The sequence below is a fragment of the Gimesia chilikensis genome, from assembly GCF_008329715.1.
Taxonomy (GTDB): domain Bacteria; phylum Planctomycetota; class Planctomycetia; order Planctomycetales; family Planctomycetaceae; genus Gimesia; species Gimesia chilikensis.
The window spans coordinates 75407-95236 of sequence record NZ_VTSR01000021.1 but is presented as its reverse complement, the minus strand read 5'-3'; the positions used below and the strand labels follow the sequence as shown (position 1 = coordinate 95236).

The following is a 19830-nucleotide window of genomic DNA, read 5'->3' as shown; positions in this document are numbered from 1 at the left end:
GTTGCCATCCCTTGGGTGACAACTCGCTGTTACTGTTTTCAAGCCAGCTGACGCTTAGCCGAACAGCTCGCGTACAGGATCGCCCATGTCGGTGATCGGCACCGGACGGTCGCCTGCGTAGAGTTCTTCAGTAGGATCAATGCCCAGGCTGGCATAAATTGTCGCGTGCAGATCGGGTACGGAGACCGGGCGGGACACGATTTCTTCGCCCAGTTCGTTGGTTTCACCAATGGTCATCCCGTTCTTCAGACCACCGCCGGCCAGCACAACACTGAAAGCTTTCGACTGGTGACCGCGTCCTCCGCCCGAATCGAAGCGGGCCGGACGACCGAACTCGGAAGCCACGACAATCAGGGTTTTGTCGAGCAGCTTGTGCTGTTCGAGGTCCAGCACCAAAGCTGACAGTGCGGAATCGAGTTCCTTGATCAGCAGATGCTGATTCAACTGCCCGTCGTTGTGTGTATCCCAGCCGGTCCCGTTAACAAAGTTCAAGTTGTGAGAGACTTCGATGAAACGCACGCCGGACTGAATCAGACGACGCGAGAGCAGACACCGCTGACCGAATTCGCCGCCGTACGAATTCCGCAGGTCGCTCTTTTCGTTGTCCAGCTGGAAGACCTTCATGAATTCAGGACCGGACAGGCGAAGTGCTTCCGCCACAGATTGGTCGTAGTCCTGAATCGTCTGTCCGCCAATGCTCTTCTGACGGTAATCGGCTCGCATCTTTGTCAGGAGCCGTTCACGACGATCCTGGCGACTCTGGTTCACCCGTGAAGAACGAGTGAAACCGCTGGGGCCGGCGTTGGTGTCAGTCAGATAGACATAACCGGCCTTGCTGCCCAGGAAGCCGGGACCACGGGTCACGTTGGGGTAACCGATGAGCACATAAGCGGGAGCGATATCACTGACGGCTCCGCGCTGATGAGCGACGACAGACCCGACAGACGGATAGGTAATCGTTCCGGTTGTGGGACGCCCCGTGTGCATCCGGTTGGTGGCAGCAGCGTGCTCGTCGATCACTTCATGGTGCACACTGCGGACGATGTTAAACCGGTCCAGAATGGGAGCACACTTGGAAAGATGCTCACAGACCTCGGTCCCTTTGATGGCGGTCGGAATCGGGTCGTAATAAGAACCCGCTTTCTTGGCCTTTGGATCGCCTTTGCGTTTGGGATCCCAGGTATCGATATGGCAGGAACCGCCGCCCAGCCAGATCATGATGCAGTGTTCCGCTTTACCGACGGGCATCGCCAGTTTTTTAGAACCGTGCGGTTTGGTACCATGTTTTTCCGAGGCCAGTAACTGCTGCCAGGAAGTTCCCAGAGCGGAAGCCGCCAGACCGGTGGCGGAAGCCTGTCTTAAGAAATCGCGACGTGTTGACTGAAATTCGTTCATGATTCACTCTTTATTGAAAAGATCAAAGCGTGTTATTCGTTTATCGTTCAAATCAGCAGTAGTCGTTAAGGGACAAAGATAAATTCGGGTGAATTCAACAGCGACCAGAGCATATCTTCGTAACGGTTCCGCCAGTCGTCATTCAGACGCTGTGTAGGCGGATCACCTTTCTTCACCGCGGCCTCCAGCTCCACCTTAATTTCATTCGCCCGCGGGCTCAGGTGGTTTGACCAGCCTACCAGGTTACGTGGCAGACGTTCGCGGCTCACAATTTCGGCACTGGAATTCACCCGCTCTGCATAACCGGGTTCCAACAGCTCTGTAAATAGTTTGAGCTCTTCAGCTGTCGGCTTGCGTGTGAGTGTTTTCATTACCGTTTCGTTGATCAGAGTTTCCAGCGACTGCTCCTGCAGCGCCAGTTCCGTGAAGGAACTGTCATCCGACAGACGCGTAAACCGCTGCCCCAGTACGCCATTCGCCAGGATCGCTGGCTGCAGCGCTGTGGAGGCATATTCGCGAACCGTCAGCGGGCTCTGTCGCGTATCCCGCCAGCCAAACGTTTTCATCAGCGTAATGAAAGGCTGACCGAAAGGCAGTGCCAGGCTGGGCCGGTCACGCTCGTTTGAGGGAGACGTAAACTGCCAGGCCCGACGCGGCGTACCCAGGTCGAGTGAGCTGTGGTAATCGCGGGAACCATCGATGTCGATACACATCCGGCCGGCGTCCAGTGGCTTACCACAGACCGCGAACAATGAGTCTACAATCTGTTCTGCTTCCATCCGCCGCAGTACCGGCGATGAGAAGTTATAGGTGGTATCAAACAGCCCCTGTACGGTGGTCAGATCAGTCGATGCTTCGCGCTGGTAGAGGTCCGATTCGAAGATCATCCGTGCCAGCTGCTTCATGTCATAACCGTGTAACACGAACTGTTGTGACAGGTACTTCAACAGCTCAGGATGCGACGGCTCCTGGCCATCCCAGTCATCGACCGGTTCTACCAGACCATGGCCCAGGTACCGTTTCCAGACCCGGTTGACAAGCACATTGGCGAACCGCTCGTTCTGAGGAGATGTGATAATCGCCGCCAGTTTTTCACGCGTGTCTTTTTCGGAGCGCAGGTAATTCGCGGGGAATTTACCCGGCTTGACCAGTTCTTCAAACGTCCATTCTGGAGTCACGTTCTCGCCCGGCAGCAGAGTCACCGAAACGAGCATCGAGTTTGACTTGGGATCGAAGCCGGGAATCGAACTGGTCTTAGGCACGCCCTGCGGAGACCGCTTGAGCATCGCCGCCAGGCTGAATAGATCCCGTTGTTTGAAATCATGGAACGGGGCATCGTGACAGCGGGCACACTTCATGTTCAAGCCGAGAAAGGCCTGACCGATAATATGTGCTTTCGCCGCCATGGGAGCGTCATTCTGCGAAGCCATTTCAAAGCCGGCAGGACCACCAAAGTATTTGCTGCCTTCCATCATCACCAGTTCGGTCAGGAAACGGTCGAAGGGCTTGTTGTCATAGAAGGACTCGTGAATCCACCAGCGGAATGGCCCCGTATTGTTCAATGTCGGATTAACGATATTCGGATTTTCTGCCAGCACATCCTGCCAGTATCCGACCCAGTTATCAGCCCAGGCGGGATCGTTGAGCAGTCGCTCGATCGCGAAACTGCGACGATTCTCAGGCTTCTCTGCCAGGTACTCTTTCACCAGTTCAGGCGAAGGCACGGTCCCCGTTGTATCGAGTGACAGCCGACGCAGGAAAGCCAGATCGTTCAGCGGTGCAGCCTGTTTGGCATTTTCCTTGGACAGACGCTGGTTAATGAAGTGATCGATGGCGTTGTTGGCTCGCAGACCTTTCGCTGCAGCAGGTACTTTGACCTGAGGCTGTTTGAGTACTTCCTCTTTCGCCAGCTTGTGCCGCCAGTCCCAGTACTCGGCTTCTTTTTTCGAGGCCGCCTGACGACGCTCTGCATTGATGGCAATCTGATCGTAACGGTACTGACGTGCGAACGGCAGCCAGTCTGCATCGGTCAGCATGACAACTTTGTCAGAGGGAGTCAGCAGCTGGAAGTCTTTACCGGGATCGCCGATGAAGACGGCAGTTTCACCGAAGTCGGGACGATGACGTGAACCACCCACAATCATTTCGAACCGCACGCGATGCGGCTTGCCGTCACCCGTGTACTCGATCACTTTTTCATGATCCCCACGGTGCAGCGGACGAATATTCGGAGCCAGACTCAGATCAACATCGAAGACGGTACCGTGAGCACTGCCGGAAATGTTGTGGAACGCGGTCTCTGCAACCAGCTTGTCATCAATATACAACCGCGATCCATTACGGGCCCGTACCAGGATTCGTTTCTTCCCTTTGGGCAGCGTCAGGTTGCACATCGCCCGAACCAGGAAAGGATCAGGACGATCAACTTTCACACCCTTTTCCGAATACCGGTTGGGGATTTCAATCAGGGCGAAGTGAGGCTGAGTGAAGGTCTCCGCGAGACGAGGCGGACGGAACTGCCAGGACTTCTTGTTCGGAATCCCTTCGTAAATATCGACCTGCACGCGATCGCTGGGAACCGAAGTCCAGTCGATGGTCGGCTTGGGAGTGACATATTTAAAGTGTGCGGTAATTTCTTTCGCGGGCAGCACCTTGCGATACACGGCCAGTTCATCCATCAGTCCATCGAATGAACTGCGGGCCGATCCTCCCATAGAGGAACCGATCCAGACTTCGTCATTGTCGACGACGGGAGCATAGGTGGTATCGCCGCCCATGTCCCATTTACCTTTGACCGACTGACCGTCGACATACGCATTCAGACTTTTCTTCTTACCGAAGGTATAAGTCACCGCGACATGATGCCAGTTGTGGGCACTGATCCCGGCACCGGTGGAAGTCCAGCGATGATAGTCAGGCTTCACATCTTTTTTGTCCGGCTTGCCACGGAACAGGAAGCTGATCTCCGAACCGGTCACCCGCAGGGCATAGTTCTGATTGTCCCGGGCAACTCCTTTGCGGTTGGTGCGACCTTTACCAATGATATAGTAGTGACGACCAGCGTCTGTTGAATTCAGATTGATCCAGGCTTCCACAGTGATGGAGTCGCCGGCAGTGAAATCCAGCGGACTCTTTTCCCCCGGGTCGACAACCCGCAGGTAACCAGCGCCGGCTTTAAATTGTGCGGCATTGTTTTTCTTATCAAACAGCGGAAACTCAGAAGGACGGGGGCCGGCAGCCGACTTGGGAGCCTGACCATGGACCAGGGCTTTCAAGGGCTGCTTTTTATCAGCCGCGACACTGGGATAACCTTCCGGCAGGGAGGCTTCAAAGTCCCAGTAGAGGGTGGGCTGATTCGAAAGAATCATTTCCCGGTAACTGGTCGGTTTGGCTTCGGCTGGTTTTTCTTTTTCAGCGTGAGCGGGGCTCGCAGACAGAGGCAGGACGAGCGAAAGACTCAGCAGGCACAGGGAACGCTTAATGTATGCCAGGTGGTTCATAGCGGGCAATTCCAGAATATCAGGTTCTCAATTGAGACGTCACAGCAGGCGAGATTCGTCAGAAACCGGTGGTGCCGACACTGACAAACGTACTGTACACAAGCATGCCACGAGGATTTAACTCGTGATCCAGATTACTATACCGGACATCATGTCGATCTCACGCTTAATTATATATTGATTGTCCAATTTATAAAATTTTTGAGGGAAACCCCTGAATAACAGGGATATCTCGCTCGCCAGACCACATGTACACATGCCTGTCAGGGTAGAAACAGAAACTCGGGCGAATTCAGCAGCGACCAGAGCAGATCCTCGTAACGGTTCCTCCAGTCGTCCTTCAGACGCTGTGTCGGCGGGTCGCCTTTCTTGACGGCAACCTCCAGCTCGACCTTTACTTCATTAGCCCGCGGGCTGACATGATTTGACCAGCTCACCAGATTGCGTGGCAGGCGCTCACGGGTCACGATCTCGGCCCCCGGGTTCACCCGCTCTGCATATCCGGACTGTAACAGATCCGTAAAGAGCTTGAGCTCTTCCGCCGTCGGTTCACGCGTGAGAGTCTTCATGAATGTTTTCTGAATCAAAGCTTCCAGCGACTGCTCCTGCAGCGCCAGTTCCGTAAAGTCACTGTCGTCCGACAGACGTGTGAAACGCTGCCCCAGTAAACCATTCGCCAGAATCGCCGGTTGCAGCGCCGTCGAAGCATATTCGCGGACGGTAACCGGATGCTGACGCGTGTCCCGCCAGCCGAATGTTTTCATCAGCGTGATGAAGGGCTGACCGAAGGGGAGTGCCAGGCTGGGCCGGTCACGCTCATTCGAAGGAGACGTAAACTGCCAGGCCCGTCGCGGGATGCCCAGGTCAAGCGAGTTGTGATAGTGACGCGCCCCGTCAATGTCGATGCACATCGGACCGGCGTCCAGAGGCTTACCACAAATCGCGAACAACGAATCCACAATCTGTTCTGCTTCCATCCGCCGCAATACCGGCGATGAGAAATTGTAAGTTGTATCCAAGAGTGCCTGAACCGTGGCGCGATCCGTCGATGCCTGCCGCTGATAGAGGTCCGATTCGAAAATCAGCCGGGCCAGCTGCTTCATGTCATAACCGTGTAACACGAACTGTTGTGACAGGTACTTCAACAATTCAGGATGTGACGGCTCCTGGCCATCCCAGTCATCAACGGGTTCCACCAGGCCATGGCCCAGGTAGCGCTTCCAGACCCGGTTCACTAGCACGTTGGCAAACCGCTCGTTCTGAGGAGACGTAATAATCGCCGCCAGTTTCTCGCGCGTATCTTTCTCGGATCGCAGATAGCTCTCTGGGAACTTGCCCGGCTTGACCAGTTCTTCAAACGTCCATTCCGGAGTGACGTTCTCGCCCGGCAGCAGTGTTACCGAAACGAGCATCGAGTTCGACTTGGGATCGAAGCCAGGAATCGAGCTGGTCTTAGGCACGCCCTGCGGAGACCGCTTGAGCATTGCTGCCAGGCTGAACAGATCCCGTTGTTTGAAGTCATGGAACGGGGCATCGTGACAGCGAGCACACTTCATGTTCAAACCGAGGAAGGCCTGGCCGATAATATGTGCCTTAGCCGCCATGGGAGCATCGTTCTGCGATGCCATCTCGAACCCGGCGGGACCACCGAAGTATTTGCTGCCTTCCATCATCACCAGTTCGGTCAGGAAACGGTCGAAGGGCTTGTTGTCATAGAAGGACTCGTGAATCCACCAGCGGAATGGCCCGGTGTTATTGAGCGTTGGATTAACAATGTTTGGGTTTTCTGCCAGCACGTCCTGCCAGTAACCAACCCAGCTGTCTGCCCAGGCGGGATCGTTGACCAGTCGCTCGATCGCGAAACTGCGACGATTCTCCGGCTTCTGTGCCAGATACTCTTGCACCAGGGCAGGCGCAGGGACGGTCCCGGTCGTATCCAGTGACAGTCGTCTCAGGAAAGCCAGATCGCTCAGCGGTGCAGACTGTTTTGCATTTTCTTTCGACAGTCGCTGGTTAATGAAATGGTCGATGGCATTGTTGGCCCGCAGACCTTTCGCTGCGACAGGTATTTTCGCTTTAGGCTGTTTGAGTACTTCCTCTTTCGCCAGCTTGTGTCGCCAGCCCCAGTACTGGTCTTCTTTTTGCGCTACTGACCGGCGACGCTCTGCATTCACTGAGATAAGGTCATACCGATACTGTTGTTCGAACGCAGTCCAGTCTGCGTCGGTCAGCATCACCACCTGATCGGAAGGAGTCAGCAGTTGGAAGTCTTTTCCGGGATCGCCGATGAAGACCGCCGTCTCACCGAAGTCGGGCCGATGACGCGAACCACCCACGATCATTTCGAACCGCACGCGGTGTGGCTTACCATCCCCAGTGAACTCAATCACCTTTTCCTGATCGCCTCGGTGCAACGGGCGAATGTTGGGCGCCAGGCTCAGGTCGACATCATACACTTTGTCGTGACCACTATTCGTAATCTTATGAAAGCCCGTTTCTGCGACCAACTTCTCGTCAATATACAATCGCGATCCATTGCGGGCCCGCACCAGGATCCGCTTCTTCCCCACGGGGATCACCAGGTTCGACATCGCGCGAACCAGGAAGGGATCGGGGCGATCGACTTTGACACCCTTTTCCGAATAGCGGTTGGGAATCTCAATCAACGCGAAGTGAGGCACCGTGAAAGTTTCCGCGAGACGGGGCGGACGGAACTGCCAGGACTTCTTGTTGGGAACCCCTTCGTGAATCTCGACCTGCACGCGATCACTGGGAACCGCGGTCCAGTCGATCTTCACTTCTGGTGCGACATATTTGAAGTGTGCTGAAATCTGTTTGGCAGTAAGTACTTTGCGATAGACGGCCAGTTCATCCAGCAGTCCATCAAACGAACTGTTAACGGACCCTCCCATGGAAGAGCCGATCCAGACTTCATCGTTATCAACCACGGGGGGCCGACTGGTATCGCCGCCCACATCCCACTTCCCTTTCACGGGCTGACCATTGATGTATGCCTGCAGACTCTGCTTTTTGCTGAACTGGTAGGTCAACGCGATATGATGCCAGCTCAGTGCACTGAGGCCGGCGCCGGTGGAAGTCCAGCGGTGATAAGTCGGTTTCTCCCCCTGCTTTTCAGGTTGAGTGCAAAACAGAAAACTGATCTCCGAACCCGTCAGACGCAGACTATAGTTCTGATTGTCCGCTGCAACCCCTTTGCGATTCGTCCGCCCTTTCCCAATGATATAGAGAAAGCGACCCGCTTTGATCGATGCGGGATTCACCCAGGCCTCGATCGTCATCTCATCCCCGGCTGCAAAGTCCAGTGGACTCTCTTCGCCTGGATCGACGACCCGCAGAAAACCGTCCCCCGCCTTGAACCGGGCAGACTGGTTCTGATTGTCGAACAACGGAAACTCGGAAGGACGAGGGCCGGCTGCAGCCTGTGGGGCCTGCCCGCGAACCAGCGCCGATAACGGTTTTAACTGTTTGTCGTCAGCGGTCACACTGACATAACCGCCTTCCGATGCAGGCTTTGTGAAATCCCAGTAGAGCGCCGGCTGATTGGCGAGAATCAGCTCCCGATAGCTGCTGGGGGTAGACGTACCACCGTTCTGCTTGTCAGCGAAAGACAGATTCGCCGCCAGGGGCAGAGCGAGCGTGAGACTCAACAGGCACAGAGAGCGCTTAACATATGCCAGGTAGTTCATTGCGGGCAATTCCTGATTATCAGTTCTCAAGGTGAGAATTCACAGCGTTTTAAAACGTGATCTGGTCTAATATACCGGTCGCCCCGTCGATCTTATGCGGAATAATACATATATGCTTCAATTTATGAAATTTTTGAGGGAATGGCCCTCTTTTGGTGAGATTCTCTGCAATCTGGTATATTAATGCAGAAACACTAAGAATCATGACGTTACCGATAGCATTGATCCTGAAAGCGCCCGACTTGAAGCCGGAAGAGACGGAAAATTTTGTTCAACTGCTCACAGCGCATCAGAGCAAGCTATACGCCTATATCCGTTCGCTGCTGCCCGACACACAAGCGGTCCAGGATGTCCTGCAGGAAACCAACCTGGTGCTCTGGCGGCGCAGTGAAGAATTCGAACCGGGTTCCAACTTCGTCGCCTGGGCCTGCAAAGTAGCTTACTTTCAGGTTCTGGCCTATTATCGCGACAACAAACGGGATTCGATGGTGTTTAACGTAGAGCTGGTATCCATGCTGGCCAAACAGAATGAAGAAAAACTGGCAGGTTCCAAAGACATGCAGCGGGTTCTCTCCCGATGTCTGGCCAAGCTGCCGGAACAAAGTCGCCGCCTGATTCAGCAGCGCTATGCTGCAGGCGGGTCAGTCCAGGCCATCGCCGAGGAACAGGGCCGCTCCGTGGGCGCTGTTTCTCAGATGCTGTACCGGATTCGACAACTTTTACAAGAGTGCGTTCAGAAATCACTTGCCAGCGAGCAGGGAGAATAGCCTGTCATGAATCAAAATCCACAATATCCTGACGGGGATCGGAAAGACCCCGAAGAAATCATTTCTGCCTTCCTCGACGGTCTGCTCACCGAGGAAGAAAGTCAGGAGTTTCTGAAACGACTCGAGTCCGATGAGACGTCACGCGAGCTCTACCTGGAGATGATGAATCTCGATTCCATGCTGCAGTGGGAACAGGGACAGACCGAACCACTTCCCGAGGAATTCTGTACTCCCGAAATCATCACCCAGACCGAGCCTGCACAGGATCTCAAAGTCGCTTCGACGCGCAAACAGCTGGCCTTCACCCGCTATGCACTCGCTGCCACCCTGGCCGTCTGCGTCTGCCTGGCGATGCTGCTGCTCATGGAGAGCCAGCCCGCGCAGGCTATCGCGCGAATCGATTCCAGCGATGGTGTTCCCGCTGCCATGATCATTGAAGAACACGATGCTGTCTGGGAACGGACCGAGTGGACCCAGGATGTCAGCAAGCCCCTGGTTCCCGGCTGGCTCAAGCTGAAATCGGGCCGCGCCCTGATTGATTTTCTGGGAGGCACCACGATTGCGCTGGAAGGTCCTGCTGAACTGGGCCTCAATTCAGACAGCCGCGCTTATCTGAAATCGGGTCGACTGGCTGTCGTCGGGACATCACGCAACCATGATTTTACCCTCACCACGGCCAATCTGACGATCCTCTCACAGGCCGCTAACTTCGGTCTGGCCGTCAACCCGGACAACGAATCCGAACTGCATGTCTTCGACGGAAGCGTGCAGGTGACCCGCTCCCTCTCCCGCCCCGATGAAGACATCGACCAGGAACAGGTACCCGATCAGCCGATCCTCGTCGAAGCCGGTCAGGCCATTGTGTTCAACAGCCAGGGACGGGAACAGAATCGGCTGGTCGCAGACCAGGAAACCTTTCCGGCCCGCAGCCAGTTCTCTGTCGCCGATCCTCCCGGTGATATCCCGGCGATTGACTTCGCTTCCACGAAGATTGAGCCTTACAGTTTTCAGGATGGCCAGTACGAACTGCCCACCGACTATCAACTGATTGAAAATGGCAAAGGCATTCGCCTGTGGGGCAACGCCTGGAAGAGCGTGGAAGTGAACCAGGAAATCACTCCCGATACGGTCATCGAGTTCGATTTCCGTTCCTCTCATCAGGGACAGATTCACGGGTTCGGCTTCGATACCGACCGGGAATACAACCGGGAAAACCACACGTTCCAGATTTACGGCTACGAAGCCTGGTCACACATCGGCCAGCAGTTCAATACCTATTCGGGAACGGGCTGGAAACGGTTCCGGATTCGCGTGGGTCGCTATCTGACCGGGAAATACCGTTACCTGCACTTCATCGCCGATGAAGATGTGATCGCCCGGGCCGAAAGCCAGTTCCGCAACGTGCGCATCTACGAAGCCCCGACACAGCCATAATTCGCCCAACAGCAGGCCGCGGAACAACCATAGAATGAGCGAACTTTCGCGCGCCCGTCAGTGCCCCGGTTCTATCCGGGGATTGGGTTCGTCTTCCGTTTCGATGGGTGGCTCTGCATCGCGCATCCCGCCCAGAATCAGGAAGGTCGCCGCAAACAACAGGTAGCCCACACCAATGCCCGTGGCACTGAAAGTGAGTGCCTCTTTGGTCCCTTCGGTAAACGCCAGGCGGAAGTGGATGTCGTTCCCCACAACCTCGTAAGCGTTCGTCAAACCGAGAAACGCGAAGATCGCCGCGATGACGGACCAGATGGCCGCCGATCGATATTTGCCATCAATCAGGCAGGCACAGATCGCCGCCAGAATCATACAGGTGAAGATGAAGCCCCGCTCCATTACCACCATGCCGTTCATCAGAAATCCATTCACCTCGGTAAACGGATTCGCGGTTAAAATCTCCTGCAGATTTTTTCCTCCGCCCACAAGCAGTGTCCCCTGCATCACCGTCATGCCCCAGGCTGCGATCGCCGGAAACAACCCCAGCGCCACCGCGGGAGCGTGCCGCGACGGAGACGCATTAAACGCCTGAGCTGTGATGACCATTCCGATCCAGAGCACAATCGCGATCCCGGCTTCCAGCGGAATGATGTTGCTGATCACGCCGGTCGTCCCTGTCAGACAGATCAGCATGAAAAAGATCCCGTTCAGCGTCGAATAGCCGGCCCGCGATCCCATCTCTTTCCAGCCGGGATGACCGATATAAATCGTAGTCGGAAAACAGCTGCCCAGCAGCGAAGCCACAATCGTCCCGGCACCGTTGGCCAGCATCGAAGGCTTCGCAGGATAGCTGTCGCCGGCCGCTTCTGCAGATTCGATGTTCTGCATACTGCCGATGACATTGAACAGGCCCATCGGGAAAATCACCGACATATAGCCCACCCATTCACTCGGCTGTTTGAGCAGTTCCCAGAGGGCGCCACCTGCAAAGTGAGGAGGGTACCAGCCCCACTGATCCCAGGAGGTTTTAATCGCCTCGACACTCATCGGCGCGCCCTCCATCAACTGCGGGATCACTTCCGGCAGACCCCAGGCGCAAATGGTCCCCACGATGATTGCCAGCAATCCACCCGGCATGTGAAAGGGAAGCTTCGTCTTGGAAAAGAGCGTCAGCAGCACTACCGCCGCCGGCAGCATCGCGATCATGGGCCGCTGATAAATCTTCAGCATAAAGGTCATCGAGATAAACCCGATCGCGATTCCCGCGAGGGTCGACAGCAGGGCCGCACGGGGTGTCACCTTGCGAACCCGGTCCGCCACGAAGGCCCCCAGGAATTCAATCACGCCACTCCCGAAACAGGCCAGCAGCCCCATCTGCCAGGCTGCTTCCGCGCTGTTGGTCCGCTGATAGACGGGCACCATCACGAAGAAGATATAGACCAGCAGCGACGGTGTGTTAATCCCGTAAGGCAGTGCACACACATCGGTGCGATTCTCTTTTTTCGCCAGTTGATGTGCCTGCCAGGCGTAAAAGATATTACCCACCAGGATACTCAGGGCAGCACCGGGCAGAATGTATTGCAGCAGAATTTCCGAATCGGCACTGATGCCACACAACCCGCACAGTGCCACAATCAGCAGCAGCTGCACGAGGTTATCGATCATCAGTGCGAAAAAACCGTCCAGATCGCGTCGTACGAAGAGGGGGTAATGGTTTTGCTTCATATCAACTGAGCAGTTCCTTGATTTCATCCTCGGTGAAAGGATTCTTCAGTCGCGCGCCCAGCTGCGAGACAATGCGGGCGGCAGCATGGGAGGCCAGGTGCCCGGCCTGATGCCAGGTCAGACCGTTGGTAATGCCATACAGAATGCCGGCAGCGTACATGTCGCCGGCACCGGTCGTATCGATGGCGTCTGTCTCGACTCCTTCGATGGGAATCACTTTGCCTTCGTGCATCAGAATTGAGCCGTCGCCGCCCAGCGTCAGTGCCAGGTTCGGAACGTGGTGATGAATCACGTGAGCACAGTCGACGGCGTCATGTTCGCCGGTCAGACTGCGGGCTTCTTCCAGATTACAGAACAGCAGGTCGACGGGACCTTCAATCAGCTGCTGGAACTCGTCCCGGAACAGGTTGATCAGGAACGGGTCGGAGACGGTGAATGCCACCTTCACGTTATGCTTCTTCGCCAGTTCAATCGCGCGATAGGCGGCTTTCTTCTGGGTCTCTCCCGTGAACAGGTAACCTTCGACATACACATATTTCGACTGCTTGATGTGTTCTTCGTTGATGTCTTCCACGCTGAGTGTCGCAGAGACCCCCAGGTTGGTCAGCATGGTCCGCTGTGCGTCGTCAGTGATCAGCACCACACAGGTTCCGGTCTGTCCTTCGGCGGCGGGAGGAACTTCGATCGTCACCCCGAGCTTCCGCATGTCTGCCAGGTCGAATTCGCCCAGCATGTCGCTGCCCACTTTACCCGCATAGGCCGCTTTTCCACCGAAGTCGGCGATCCCCAGAATCGTATTCGCTGCAGAACCACCCGCACACTGCGACAGCGGTGCACCGTCCAGTTCGCCCAGCACTTTCTGCTGTGCCTCTTCATCGACGAGGGTCATAATCCCTTTGGCATAACCCAGCTTTTCCAGCGTGGCGTCGGAAATACGTGCCTGAATATCAACGAGAGCATTACCCACACCATAAACGTCGTACTGCATGTCGAACCTTAATTCATGGGACCCGGAAGCGGATCCTGATCTGTTTTTTCAAAGAGAAATGTGTTGTCTGGAGCTACTTTTCAACAGACCAGATGATAACCAATGCACGTTTCAATGGGAAACCACACAGACTTATCATCCAGTCAGTTTGAAAAAAGCCGTCAGGTCACTACTATATACTCCAGAAACCAAGACGATTTCCCGTTCGAGGCAGTAGAACTGCTGGCAGATCTCGTTTCTGATCCGGATTCGCTCAGAATCTGACAGACTATCTAACAGACTCAATGACCGCATCAGATTTTGTAAGGATGCTAATAGTATGACCAACTCCTCTTCTTCTTATGACCTGCTGTACTCACTGCCACCCATTGGCGGAAACCCCTCTACTCGGGGCCAGCAGACCAACCCGGGAAGTTTCGCCAATCCGCCCCAGATCGCCCCTGGAGTCAAAGGCGCCCTGACGTTCTCCTCTCCCGATACCCCGGGAATGCCGGAAGCATCGGACAAAACCGCCTGGGATTTCATGCCCGCCGGCTGGGAGCTGAAACCGGGATTTGAAGAGAACTACGAAACCGCCGATGCCTGGACGCCTCCAGCTGACTTTCTGCCGGTCACGCAGCTCGAATTCGCCCGCTGTGGCACCATCACCCCGGAAATGGAACGGGTCGCTGAACGGGAGCCGCACCTGACCGCAGAGCAGATCCGCGATGAAATCGCTGCCGGCCGGATGATCATTCCCGCCAACAAGGTACACCTCGGCTATCAGCTCGATCCGATGGCCATCGGTCGTGCATCCAAGACCAAGGTCAACGCCAACATGGGCGCTTCACCGGTTTCCTCGGGGACCGATGAAGAAATCGAAAAGCTGAAATGGGCCCAGCAATGGGGCGCCGACACCGTGATGGACCTCTCCACCGGTGGCGATATTGACGGCTGCCGCCAGGCCATCATTCAGAACAGCACTGTCCCCATCGGAACCGTGCCGATCTACTCCATGATCATCGCCCGTCGCCTGGAAGATCTGGACCACGCCAGCATCCTGCAGATGCTGCAGCATCAGGCGAAACAGGGTGTGGACTACTTCACCATTCATGCCGGCGTCCTGCGGGAACACCTCGAACTGGTGGCCCAGCGTCTGATCGGCATCGTCAGCCGCGGTGGATCGCTGCTGGCCAAGTGGATGCTCCACAACAAGCAACAGAACCCGATGTACGATCTCTGGGATGACATCTGCGACATCATGCGGGAATACGACGTCAGCTTCTCGATTGGTGACGGTCTGCGACCCGGTGGTCTGGCCGACGGCTCCGACCGGGCTCAGTTGGCAGAACTCTGTGTCCTGGGTGAACTGACTGAACGTGCCTGGCAAAAAGGCGTGCAGGTCATGATCGAAGGCCCCGGTCATATTTCCTTCGACCAGATCGAATTCAATATGAAGGTCCAGCGAAAACTCTGTCACGGAGCTCCGTTCTACGTACTGGGCCCCCTGGTTACTGATATCTTCCCCGGATACGACCATATCACCAGCTGTATCGGTGCGACCGCCGCGGGTTACCACGGGGCCAGCATGCTCTGCTATGTGACTCCCAAAGAACACCTCGGTCTGCCCAAGAAAGATGACGTCAAACAGGGTTGTATCGCTTACAAGATCGCTGCCCACGCAGCCGACGTCGCCCTGGGAATTCCCGGTACCCGCAACCGTGACGACGAACTGACCGAAGCCCGCGCTGCCCTCAACTGGGAAAAGCACTTCGAACTCAGCTTCGATCCGGACACCGCCCGGGCTCTGCACGACGAAGACCTCGACGTCGATACCGACTTCTGTGCGATGTGCGGACACGACTGGTGCAGCGTGCGAATCTCCAAGGAAATTCAGGAGTTCATGTCGGGCAAATCGGAAGATTATGCCTGGGATAAAGCAAAGAAATCGCTGCCGCTGACTGCAGAACAAAAGGAAATACTGGAAAAACGGGGCGTGCTCAGTCCAGACCAGATTCACAAGCTGGCCTCCAAGGTCAAGAAAGAAATGACCGGCGACCAGGACAAGGCATCCTGCCACAGCGACTACGTCGATCCGGAATCGGCTCAACAGATGCAGACTTCCAAAGAGCTGCCTGTGCTAAATGAACGCCCCTGATTCCCAGGCTGAGACTCACAAAAAAACGCGGACGCTTCTTTATGAGGCGTCCGCGTTTTTGTTTGTAATCAGGTCTGTCCGTTAACCACGCATTTTCAAGGCACCACCAATAAAACCGAGAAATGCCAGCCCCCAGAAAAACAGTTTGCCCACCAGTCGCCCGGTCCGGTAAGCGGAACGACCACTAACATGACCACCCGATGATCCCCCCGAGTCACCCGAAGCACCTGGTCCACCGGCATTCGAGTTCGCAGCCACCTCATTGCGTCCCTGATTCGGATTACAGTAGGGACAGGGGGCCGTCAGTCCGGAACCTTCTGATTTGAACTTCCTGTTACATCGGCCGCACTGGTAGATCATGTCCCCCCGCTTCACACCACAGTGCGGACATTGTTCAAACAACAGGCTTTCCGAGGTATGAGTTTTACCACACAGTTCACATTCGAAAGTATTCTGCATGACAGGACGCTCAGGCAATCCGGGATTCCGTGCGGAATTTTCCGCCATCATGTTGGCTGACATTTCCATAGCCGGATTCGGTTCCATCGCAGGATTCGCCATTGCCGGCTCTGCAGGCATCATCGAACCGGGTTCAGGCATCGCCGGATTACGCATTCCCGGATTTCGCATGCCGGGGAAATTCATTCCACCGGGCCCTGGCATCGCTGAACCAGGCATGGCAGCGCCGGGCATCGCGGCACCAGGAATTCCAGGTATTCCCCCTTCGTTCATCGCCAGTTGATCGGGCTGTTGCTGTTTCCGGGGTTTGATCAGGCTTAAGTCGCCATCGCTGAAGAATTCCGTGATGAATAGTTCTTCTTTTGTTCCTGTATTCAATACGGTAACCGAATCACCATAGGCAAGTCGCACGAATTTCCCTTTGAGCTGCCGATTCTTACGGTCAGTCCAGACACGAAATTCTTTTTGCTGCTCTTCCGGAGTCAGCGTGGTCTCTGCATTTTCGGGAAAGAACTGACCTGCCACTTCTTTCTGCAGGCGTTCCTGAACGTATTTATGATCCTCTTCGGAAAACTTATCGTAAGGGAATTCCTGAACTGCGTTGCTTTGTGTGATCAAGAGAGAGATGTTGCCATTTTCCATTTTGATGTAGGAAGCGGCGACTGAATTGCCGGAAACGTCAGTCCATTTGCGGTGGAAGTTGACGCGCAACATCTGTTTCAGTTTGCGTGCCGAAAGGCTGGAATCAAAGGGTTCCCGGTAGGCCAGGGGAAGTTCGGACATCCGCCCATGCATCTTCAGTGCTTCGCGTAGTAACTCCAGATCTTCATCACTCAGGGTTCCCACGGGAATGCTGATAATTCCGATCCCCGCGTTCGAACCGGGACTTGGTGTAAAGCGGATTTCGCGGCCTTCCAGCCCTGCAAACCGGGCTTCAGACTTCTGCCCCTTCTTGTCGGACCAGAACCGGTAATCAGATAATACGGCTACCAGTTCGGGATCAATTTCGGTATTCGCCTTAATGACATTTGGATCGTCATCCGCGGCTGCAGGCGTTCCCGGTTCGGTCATCGCGGCCGCCGGTGATTCCATTTCCGCAGGCAGCCCCAGTTGTGCCGCCAGTGCTTTAGCTTGCTCCTGCATTGCTGGAGGTAACAAACCCAGCAGTTTATTCCGGCGATGATATTCGAACAGCCACTTCATATCATTGATGGTTAACTGATCCAGAGGCACCATCGTTAATTCACCCGACTCTTTGATCAGCTGAATCTGCTGGGGATTGATAGAGACAAATTTGGCTTTAAAGCTGCTGCCATCTTTGAAACTCCACTCGCGGAGTGTAAATGGTTTGTACGACTCTCCGCCTGCCTCAGGCTCTGTCGCCGTTTTCTTATCCGGCTCCATGGACGGCTTGTTTTCCACGGGGGCAGGCTCAGGTTCTGTCTTCGCAGGAGGTGCGCTCTTTGTTTCCGGGAGTGAGGACTCCGTGTGAATTTTGCGGTACTCTTCCGGCAAAAAACTCAACTGATTGCGGCGTTTATGATACTCATAGAGCCAGTTTAGATCTTTGACGCTCAACTTATCGAAGGAAACGCGCACGGTTCCCTGACCATCCAGACGCAGCGTGGCCTGGGGGCCTTTCACCACGATCAGCTTCCCTTTCGCCTCCGAGCCATCCCGGAAATTCCAGGTGCGCACTGTAAAGCGCTCGTAGCTTTCTTCTTCTGCCCGCAGCGACTGTGAGAGAAACAGCGTGCAAAGCAGACAGGCCAGCAGAGAGAGTTTTTGTTTCGTATTCATCGTGATAAAACCGCCCGCATCAGGAATACATAAAGTCAGCGCATTATTTAACAGATCAAACTCTACTTACAGGTTACCCTACATCTGTTCAAGTTGAAATACTGTTTTTATGAAAAATCTGCGAATGAGGGGCCTCCCCCACAGATCGGGGCATAATCTGCCTAACCCGCAGATTATTGCTGTGACACGGTAAGGGCGCTTGAGGGTCTCAAATCTAACTCTGTTTTTTCAGCTTTTGTCCAGATATAATACTACCTGTTCACTCGAGGAGATTTTCCCGGACCGTCCGGAATTCAGTTCTGAACCAGAGGAGAAACATTCGCTTTATGCTGAAATCGTTAAAGGGACACTTTTTAATCGCCACCCGGAAACTGAATGATCAGAATTTTTACCGTTCCGTTGTGCTGATCGTAGAACATAACAATGAGGGTGCCACCGGTCTGATTGTGAACCGTCCATCCTCGTTCTCAATCACCAATGCGCTCTCCAGATACTTTGACATGCCCAAGCTGGAAGATCTGGTTTTTATGGGCGGTCCGGTAGAACCCAACGGTATGTTTGCCCTGCATAATGCCGGCGATCTGGAAAAAGCCAAAGACGCCATCGTTCCCGGCCTGTTCATGGGCAGCAGCCCCGAGGTCTTCGAACAGGTGGTCTGGCGGATCTCCGAAGGGGATCCCCATCTGGATTTCCGCATTTTCTTCGGCTGTGCCGGCTGGGCACCATTGCAACTGGAATCGGAACTCGACCGGATGGACTGGCTCACAACCCCCGCAACCGCGGAAGACATTTTCGAAATTGATCCCTACGATCTGTGGGACACGCTGCACGGCCGGGCGATGGAAGAGCGACGTTTTCTTCCGCAGGAAACCGCCCATCCCGAATGGAACTGAAACGAACTGCCAACCCAGTCGACACCACATATAACACCTGGAAACGAAACGACTCTGACACATGACGCCCCTGATAATTACCGATCCGGAAACCGGCTCCACCGCTCGCATCCTGCCCGAACTGGGATTTAACTGTTACCAGTTCCACGCAATGGTCGACGGCCAATGCATCGACGTGATCGACTCTCATCCCGAGTTCGAGACCGGAGAACAACGCCCCAGCAGCAGCGGGATTCCGATCCTGTTCCCCTTCCCTAACCGGATTGCCGGAGGTCGCTTCAAGTGGGAGGGAACCGCATATGAACTCCCCCCCGAAAAGACCTATCATGACAAAACAGGAAACGCCATTCATGGTTTCTGCCTGGACCTCCCCTGGCGAGTGATTGCCCACGAAGAAAACTTCGCCATCGCCCAGTTTCAGCTGAGCATTGATGGCAGACACCGCCTCCCCTGCTGGCCCGGCGATGCTTTTATTGAAGTCCGCTACGAAGTCAAAGGGGCCACCCTGCGGGCCGACTTCCGCATCGGGAATCCGGGCGACACCCCCATTCCCTGGGGACTGGGCACTCATCCCTACTTCAAGGTGCCGCTCTCCGCAGAGGGAGATCCGAAGAACTGCCTGATCGAGTCGCCGGCCACCGAGGAGTGGATTCTGTCTGACTGTCTGCCCACCGGAGACAAGCAGCCGATTCAGCCCGCACACGATTTACGTGAGGGTGCCTGGTTCGACCAGTTAAAAGCCGACGACATCCTCAGCGGCTTACCGGAAGACATCGATCAGTATGAATGCCTGATTATGGACGAGCAGGCCGGTCTGGTCCTCACCCAGGACTACGACAGTCTGTTCACCGAGCTTGTCGTATTCACACCGCCCGAGCGGAACTGCATCTGCCTGGAACCTTACACCTGTGTGACCAACGCCCTCAACCTTACCGAAAAAGCGCTGGAAACCGGGTTGCGGGTGCTACCCCCCGGGTCGGAAATCAAAACCTGGATCGAAATCCGGGCCGGCAAAGTGATCGTCTGAT

General features: G+C 55.1%; 11 protein-coding genes. 5 read left to right on the top strand and 6 right to left on the bottom strand.

The features are described 5' to 3' along the window. Positions 1-54: 54 nt before the first annotated feature. The 3 genes from FYZ48_RS23595 to FYZ48_RS23585 all read right to left on the bottom strand — a co-directional run bounded on the left by FYZ48_RS23595 (position 55) and on the right by FYZ48_RS23585 (position 8602). The gene (locus tag FYZ48_RS23595) at positions 55-1395 is read right to left on the bottom strand and encodes a DUF1501 domain-containing protein (RefSeq protein WP_145438408.1); all 1341 of its coding nucleotides are present in this window, start codon (positions 1393-1395) and stop codon (positions 55-57) included. 65 nt (positions 1396-1460) lie between these two features. Further along, complete coding sequence (locus tag FYZ48_RS23590) at positions 1461-4895, bottom strand: DUF1553 domain-containing protein (RefSeq protein WP_149344948.1); 3435 nt, start codon at positions 4893-4895, stop codon at positions 1461-1463. 263 nt (positions 4896-5158) lie between these two features. After that, the gene (locus FYZ48_RS23585; RefSeq protein WP_149344946.1) at positions 5159-8602 is read right to left on the bottom strand and encodes a DUF1553 domain-containing protein; all 3444 of its coding nucleotides are present in this window, start codon (positions 8600-8602) and stop codon (positions 5159-5161) included. 203 nt (positions 8603-8805) lie between these two features. On the opposite strand from FYZ48_RS23585, the gene FYZ48_RS23580 reads away from it, so the two are divergent. Both FYZ48_RS23580 and FYZ48_RS23575 read left to right on the top strand, forming a co-directional pair. Continuing rightward, positions 8806-9369, top strand: coding sequence for a sigma-70 family RNA polymerase sigma factor (locus FYZ48_RS23580; protein WP_145035841.1), 564 nt, complete (start codon positions 8806-8808; stop codon positions 9367-9369). A gap of 6 nt (positions 9370-9375) precedes the next feature. Next, the gene (locus FYZ48_RS23575) at positions 9376-10803 is read left to right on the top strand and encodes an anti-sigma factor (RefSeq protein ID WP_149344944.1); all 1428 of its coding nucleotides are present in this window, start codon (positions 9376-9378) and stop codon (positions 10801-10803) included. 57 nt (positions 10804-10860) lie between these two features. Here the strand turns inward: FYZ48_RS23575 and FYZ48_RS23570 are convergent, their stop codons facing one another. Together FYZ48_RS23570 and FYZ48_RS23565 are read right to left on the bottom strand one after the other, a co-directional pair. Continuing rightward, positions 10861-12525 (bottom strand): NCS2 family permease, encoded by a 1665-nt coding sequence (locus FYZ48_RS23570; protein WP_149344942.1) that lies wholly within the window; start codon positions 12523-12525, stop codon positions 10861-10863. A gap of 1 nt (position 12526) precedes the next feature. Continuing rightward, on the bottom strand, positions 12527-13513 hold the full coding sequence (locus FYZ48_RS23565) for an adenosine kinase (protein WP_145180162.1): 987 nt from the start codon (positions 13511-13513) through the stop codon (positions 12527-12529). A gap of 319 nt (positions 13514-13832) precedes the next feature. Between FYZ48_RS23565 and thiC the strand changes: the two genes are divergently transcribed. After that, positions 13833-15650, top strand: coding sequence for a phosphomethylpyrimidine synthase ThiC (thiC, locus tag FYZ48_RS23560; protein WP_232102105.1), 1818 nt, complete (start codon positions 13833-13835; stop codon positions 15648-15650). A gap of 81 nt (positions 15651-15731) precedes the next feature. On the opposite strand, the gene FYZ48_RS23555 is transcribed toward thiC, so the two are convergent. Beyond that, positions 15732-17909 carry an SHD1 domain-containing protein gene (locus FYZ48_RS23555; protein WP_149344940.1) on the bottom strand — a complete coding sequence of 726 codons (2178 nt, stop codon included), beginning with the start codon at positions 17907-17909 and terminating at the stop codon, positions 15732-15734. A 326-nt stretch (positions 17910-18235) separates the two neighbouring features. On the opposite strand from FYZ48_RS23555, the gene FYZ48_RS23550 reads away from it, so the two are divergent. Next, on the top strand, positions 18236-18802 hold the full coding sequence (locus FYZ48_RS23550) for a YqgE/AlgH family protein (RefSeq protein ID WP_145035830.1): 567 nt from the start codon (positions 18236-18238) through the stop codon (positions 18800-18802). Between the two features lie 61 nt (positions 18803-18863). Further along, positions 18864-19829: an aldose 1-epimerase gene (locus FYZ48_RS23545; RefSeq protein ID WP_149344938.1), complete on the top strand. Its 966-nt coding sequence runs from the start codon at positions 18864-18866 to the stop codon at positions 19827-19829. The last annotated feature ends 1 nt before the right edge of the window (position 19830 follow it).

Coding starts and splice junctions, on each gene's coding strand:
- FYZ48_RS23570 (WP_149344942.1), bottom strand. CDS start 12,525: ATGAAGCAAAACCATTACCCCCTCTTCGTACGACGCGATCTGGACGGT.
- FYZ48_RS23545 (WP_149344938.1), top strand. CDS start 18,864: ATGACGCCCCTGATAATTACCGATCCGGAAACCGGCTCCACCGCTCGC.
- FYZ48_RS23585 (WP_149344946.1), bottom strand. CDS start 8,602: ATGAACTACCTGGCATATGTTAAGCGCTCTCTGTGCCTGTTGAGTCTC.
- thiC (WP_232102105.1), top strand. CDS start 13,833: ATGACCAACTCCTCTTCTTCTTATGACCTGCTGTACTCACTGCCACCC.
- FYZ48_RS23565 (WP_145180162.1), bottom strand. CDS start 13,513: ATGCAGTACGACGTTTATGGTGTGGGTAATGCTCTCGTTGATATTCAG.
- FYZ48_RS23580 (WP_145035841.1), top strand. CDS start 8,806: ATGACGTTACCGATAGCATTGATCCTGAAAGCGCCCGACTTGAAGCCG.
- FYZ48_RS23590 (WP_149344948.1), bottom strand. CDS start 4,895: ATGAACCACCTGGCATACATTAAGCGTTCCCTGTGCCTGCTGAGTCTT.
- FYZ48_RS23550 (WP_145035830.1), top strand. CDS start 18,236: ATGCTGAAATCGTTAAAGGGACACTTTTTAATCGCCACCCGGAAACTG.
- FYZ48_RS23575 (WP_149344944.1), top strand. CDS start 9,376: ATGAATCAAAATCCACAATATCCTGACGGGGATCGGAAAGACCCCGAA.
- FYZ48_RS23595 (WP_145438408.1), bottom strand. CDS start 1,395: ATGAACGAATTTCAGTCAACACGTCGCGATTTCTTAAGACAGGCTTCC.
- FYZ48_RS23555 (WP_149344940.1), bottom strand. CDS start 17,909: ATGAATACGAAACAAAAACTCTCTCTGCTGGCCTGTCTGCTTTGCACG.